We start from the raw sequence: 3,854 nt of genomic DNA on the forward strand, positions 1-3,854 counted from the left end.
ACGCGGGTCAGCAGGATGCGGACAGCATCCGAGACGGTCAAACCCATGTTTTCCAATACCGCTGCCGCCCGTTTTTTTACAGTGGCGTCTACGCGGGTTTGTACCAGTGCATTAGCAGCCATGATTTCATCCTCCTTGGTTAGCTTTTGCTAAAATTTTAATTCAAGTGCATTACAAAATCAAGAGAATCTACGGGGTCAGGCCTAGAAGATGATAAGATTGGGCGTTGAAGGTATACATGCCCCTGCACACAAACTTTGAATGAAAGTTAGTGGCGCTTTCCTTGTTTTATAAGCTTTTGAAAAGGTTGCTATTTTCCACGTTAAATTAAATAAATGTCCTTGGCTTTAAGGTCGTAAAAAGTTTTTTGTCTATTATTCCAGCCAATGCCCAATGATTGCTTGAAGATCGAGTGAATGATCAATATAATGAGCATTGATTAACTTAATGGCTATTATATTGATCATTTTTTTGCGTATGGGTTGGCTATGGTACAACAAAGGGCATATTCAAAATACGCACAAGAAGCCGCCTTGTTGCTCGGTCAGCACATCAAGCTTGGCCGTAAAAAACGTCAATGGTCCGAGCAAAACCTCGCGGACAGAGCCGGTATTGCCAGAGCGACACTGCAAAAGATCGAGGCCGGTGCAATGTCGCCGTCCATCGGGCTGGTGTTCGAGGTCGCCGCCCTGGTTGGCGTGCCTTTGTTTGCGCAGGACAGTCGAGCGCTTGCCACCAGCATCGAACTGACGCAAAGTAAAATTGCTCTCCTCCCCAAACGGATCAAAAATCCGCCCAAGGTGGTGGATGATGATTTCTAACGCGGACAATACCGAAGCCTTTGTCTGGATCTGGCTCCCCGGAGAAACACAACCGGTGGTCGCCGGCAATGAAAAGAAAAGGGTCAAGTCTGCCGTTGACTTTTCTCGCGGAGGGAGCTACATGGGTGGCCTGTGGGTCAAATATCGAAAAATCAATTGGTTATAGGTGGTCATAAGTAAATCCTCCCCATCATATTCAATGGCCTGACTGACTATCTGTCCCAGTTGTTATTGGCATATCGTTTATCTGCAGGACGTACCGGAAAACGATTTCATGGCATTGGGCAAATGCCGGAGCCTGGGCGAGTTCGTTCAGGGTTGCGAAGGCGTGCAAACTCGCCCAATTCATGCCTGGCATTGCAAGCGGTTGCTTATGACCATGGATATGACTATAGTAATCCAAATGCACAATGTGTAAACCATGATGCGTACGTTGTAAGCTTCAGTTAACGATTCCAAGGGTCATACCATGCAAATCGTCAAAGCCTCTGTGTTTAAAGCAAAGTGTTTACAGTATATGGATGAGGTCAACAAAACCGGTGAGTCCATAGTGATTACCAAAAATGGGGTACCTGTTTCCATTTTGCAACCGTATCGTACTGTTCCCGCCACCCTTTTTGGCCTGCACCAAGGGAAGGTAGAGAGTAAAGACGACCTTGTAGCACCACTCAATATGAGCTGGGATGCAGAGTGATGGTCCTCCTTGATACCCATGTCCTTATCTGGCTGGACGAAGGAAATCAGCGGCTGGGGGGAACTGCGCTTGCAACCATTAACAATTCTTTAGCAACCGGCCAGCTTGCTGTGGCAACAATATGTTTCTGGGAGGTTGCCATGCTCATTGAAAAGCAAAGATTGATCATGAAAACCGCGCTTGATGTCTGGCGGGCCGATTTGCTGCAAGCGGGCCTCATCGAGATTCCTTTGCGGGGGGCGACTGCCGTTCGCGCTGGGCAACTTCGCAAGTTTCACGGTGATCCTGCTGACCGCATGATTGTGGCAACGGCTCTGGAACATGATGCCACTTTGGTGACGGCTGATGAGAAAATCCTCTCCTGGCCCCAACTTCTTCAGAAAATCGATGCACGTCTGTAGAATTGTCCCAGGTATTTTTGCGACATGGTGTGGTTTTATTGTTTGGCAGGTGGGACGGGGCGGGTGATTGTCGGAAAATTAGGGACACTTCCCCTATTTTGTGTGCTTTGGGAGATTGGCCATTTCTCTCTATGTTAATAGGGGAAGCGTCCCTAATTTTCCTTTCTCGACCTCTCCTCCGTTCAGATAGCGCACTCCATCAGAACGGGAACTTTTATCGAAGTGATGAAAAATGAAGAAATCAGTGGCTGATTCGCTGACCAGCGTTATCGACGATTTATACAAGGACGGCACGGTTGATGAAATTACCATGCGGGAAATTCATACCCTCTGCCTTCCAGACATCAAGGGATATTCCGCAGCCCAAATTATCGAGCTGCGCAAGAAAGTACATCTCAGCCAAGCGGCTTTTGCCGCCGTGGTCAACGTTTCCCCTTCAACCGTGCAAAAATGGGAAAGAGGCGTGAAAAAGCCGACAGGCTCCAGTCAGCGCCTCTTTGACATTATTGAAAGAAAAGGGATAGAGGGGATTTTGTGTATTTGGGGTCAGGCCTAGAAGATGCCAAGATTATGCGTTGAAGGCATACATTCCCCCCTGGAAAATCAGGGACATCTTCCCCTATTTTTAAAGAGAGAAGTGGCCAATCTCCCAAAGTACACTAAATAGGGGAAGCGTCCCTAATTCTCCCCGAAATACAATGAAACCGCTTCTTTTAAGGACGAAATGGCCTCGTCAATTGACTCTCCAAAACTGGAAACATCCACATTAAGACATTGAGAAACATAGAATTTATCTTCTTTATACACGACGTATTTTATATTTTTTATTGCCGAACCTCCGCTTGCATTCGCCATTGTATTCCTGTTTCTGGTTCGATTACTATTCATAGAAGGTAAGGGACAGGCCACGGTTTCTATTTTTCAAACCGAAACTTGGTCTGCCCCTTATTTCTCTTTTTTTTTGTGGCTTTATCTTAATAATTTTAGCAACCTGGATCCGTGTACGACCCTGAGAATGTATACAGCGTCATTGTCAATTTTGTAGATGGCTCGATATTTTTTATGTATTAACTGCCTGTAACTGGTTCCAAAAAATGTGTTTTCCGGAATAAAGGGGCAGCGCTCTGGTGATGAATCCAGGGAGTATATTTTTTCTTCAAGTTCCCTGATGAATTTTTTGGCATTCGCAAGGTTGTCGTTAGCAATGTAGCAAAAGATATACTCAAGGTCGTTTTGGGCGTTTCGAGTGAGGTGGACTTCATATTTCCTTGGCACGTTTGAACTCCTCAAAGAACTCTTTTGCCTCGGTACAGCGACCTTCGGCAATATCCTCTTCGGCTGGAGCCAACAACTTGAGCAACTGAAAGGCATTCGTCATTTTTTCGTATTCCTTCGCGTCAACAAGCACAGCTTCAGCTTTACCGTTTACGGTTAAGACAACCGGGCGTTTGGTTTTGTGAATCTGGGTAAGAACAGCGTTGGTGTTTCGCTTCAAATCTGTGATTGAACGGATATCTTCTGTGATACTGATAGTCATGTTAAACCTCATTTAAGCATTTTATATGGTGCTATATTTTATGCGAATATAGTTTGACCGTCAAGTGAACCTTTGGGGTCTGCACCGCGTATTTTATATTTTCTATCGCCGAACCTCCACTTGCATTTGCCATTTCATTTGATGACAATAGGCACACGACGCATTATTTTTAAAAAATGAAACAGATCAATTGGAATGCAGAAAAGAACCAACTCTTGATGATTGAGCGGGGCATATCTTTCGAAGACGTGTTATTTGCACTTCAATCTGGGAAAATTAGGGACATCCATGATAAGTATTGTCAAGGGGAAAACGGAGGTTTCCCGTTTCGCCCAGGAGTACGTCAGCGCCTGCCTTGCCTCTCCCCCGATCTCGATTGTTCCTCGGCGGGAGCGGAAGCA

The 3,854-nt window shown here is 45.8% G+C and carries 8 protein-coding genes and 1 pseudogene; 6 read left to right on the forward strand and 3 right to left on the reverse strand.

Annotated elements, in window-relative coordinates:
- A partial coding sequence (locus tag JWG43_RS17165; RefSeq protein WP_205244180.1) for a type II toxin-antitoxin system RelB/DinJ family antitoxin occupies nucleotides 1-122 on the reverse strand: 122 nt, incomplete at its 3' end.
- A gap of 366 nt (nucleotides 123-488) precedes the next feature.
- Here JWG43_RS17165 and JWG43_RS17170 point away from each other — a divergent pair.
- From JWG43_RS17170 to JWG43_RS17190, 5 genes are all read left to right on the forward strand, one after another.
- A complete protein-coding gene (locus JWG43_RS17170) occupies nucleotides 489-821 on the forward strand; it encodes a helix-turn-helix transcriptional regulator (RefSeq protein ID WP_205244173.1) in 333 nt (110 codons plus the stop codon).
- Nucleotides 808-987: a hypothetical protein gene (locus tag JWG43_RS17175; protein WP_205244174.1), complete on the forward strand. Its 180-nt coding sequence runs from the start codon at nucleotides 808-810 to the stop codon at nucleotides 985-987. Before JWG43_RS17170 ends, JWG43_RS17175 begins: the two co-directional genes overlap by 14 nt.
- 303 nt (nucleotides 988-1,290) lie before the next feature.
- A complete protein-coding gene (locus tag JWG43_RS17180; RefSeq protein WP_205244175.1) occupies nucleotides 1,291-1,515 on the forward strand; it encodes a type II toxin-antitoxin system Phd/YefM family antitoxin in 225 nt (74 codons plus the stop codon).
- The gene (locus JWG43_RS17185; RefSeq protein ID WP_205244176.1) at nucleotides 1,515-1,916 is read left to right on the forward strand and encodes a type II toxin-antitoxin system VapC family toxin; all 402 of its coding nucleotides are present in this window, start codon (nucleotides 1,515-1,517) and stop codon (nucleotides 1,914-1,916) included. The genes JWG43_RS17180 and JWG43_RS17185 overlap by 1 nt, the downstream gene beginning before the upstream one ends.
- Before the next feature lie 232 nt (nucleotides 1,917-2,148).
- Entirely contained in the window at nucleotides 2,149-2,472 is a 324-nt protein-coding gene (locus tag JWG43_RS17190; RefSeq protein WP_205244177.1) for a helix-turn-helix domain-containing protein, read from the forward strand.
- A 413-nt stretch (nucleotides 2,473-2,885) separates the two neighbouring features.
- Here JWG43_RS17190 and JWG43_RS20360 read toward each other — a convergent pair whose 3' ends face one another.
- Both JWG43_RS20360 and JWG43_RS17200 read right to left on the reverse strand, forming a co-directional pair.
- The gene (locus JWG43_RS20360; protein ID WP_371925216.1) at nucleotides 2,886-3,287 is read right to left on the reverse strand and encodes a type II toxin-antitoxin system RelE/ParE family toxin; all 402 of its coding nucleotides are present in this window, start codon (nucleotides 3,285-3,287) and stop codon (nucleotides 2,886-2,888) included.
- Nucleotides 3,175-3,453 carry a type II toxin-antitoxin system Phd/YefM family antitoxin gene (locus tag JWG43_RS17200; RefSeq protein ID WP_205244179.1) on the reverse strand — a complete coding sequence of 93 codons (279 nt, stop codon included), beginning with the start codon at nucleotides 3,451-3,453 and terminating at the stop codon, nucleotides 3,175-3,177. Before JWG43_RS17200 ends, JWG43_RS20360 begins: the two co-directional genes overlap by 113 nt.
- A 176-nt stretch (nucleotides 3,454-3,629) precedes the next feature.
- On the opposite strand from JWG43_RS17200, the pseudogene JWG43_RS20365 reads away from it, so the two are divergent.
- A pseudogene (locus JWG43_RS20365) lies at nucleotides 3,630-3,737 on the forward strand (toxin); the annotation flags it as partial.
- Between the last annotated feature and the right edge of the window lie 117 nt (nucleotides 3,738-3,854).

It is taken from the genome of Desulfobulbus alkaliphilus (assembly GCF_016918545.1).
Lineage (GTDB): Bacteria > Desulfobacterota > Desulfobulbia > Desulfobulbales > Desulfobulbaceae > Desulfobulbus > Desulfobulbus alkaliphilus.

Coding starts and splice junctions, on each gene's coding strand:
- JWG43_RS17170 (WP_205244173.1), top strand. CDS start 489: ATGGTACAACAAAGGGCATATTCAAAATACGCACAAGAAGCCGCCTTG.
- JWG43_RS17175 (WP_205244174.1), top strand. CDS start 808: ATGATGATTTCTAACGCGGACAATACCGAAGCCTTTGTCTGGATCTGG.
- JWG43_RS17180 (WP_205244175.1), top strand. CDS start 1,291: ATGCAAATCGTCAAAGCCTCTGTGTTTAAAGCAAAGTGTTTACAGTAT.
- JWG43_RS17185 (WP_205244176.1), top strand. CDS start 1,515: ATGGTCCTCCTTGATACCCATGTCCTTATCTGGCTGGACGAAGGAAAT.
- JWG43_RS17190 (WP_205244177.1), top strand. CDS start 2,149: ATGAAGAAATCAGTGGCTGATTCGCTGACCAGCGTTATCGACGATTTA.
- JWG43_RS20360 (WP_371925216.1), bottom strand. CDS start 3,287: ATGCCTTTCAGTTGCTCAAGTTGTTGGCTCCAGCCGAAGAGGATATTG.
- JWG43_RS17200 (WP_205244179.1), bottom strand. CDS start 3,453: ATGACTATCAGTATCACAGAAGATATCCGTTCAATCACAGATTTGAAG.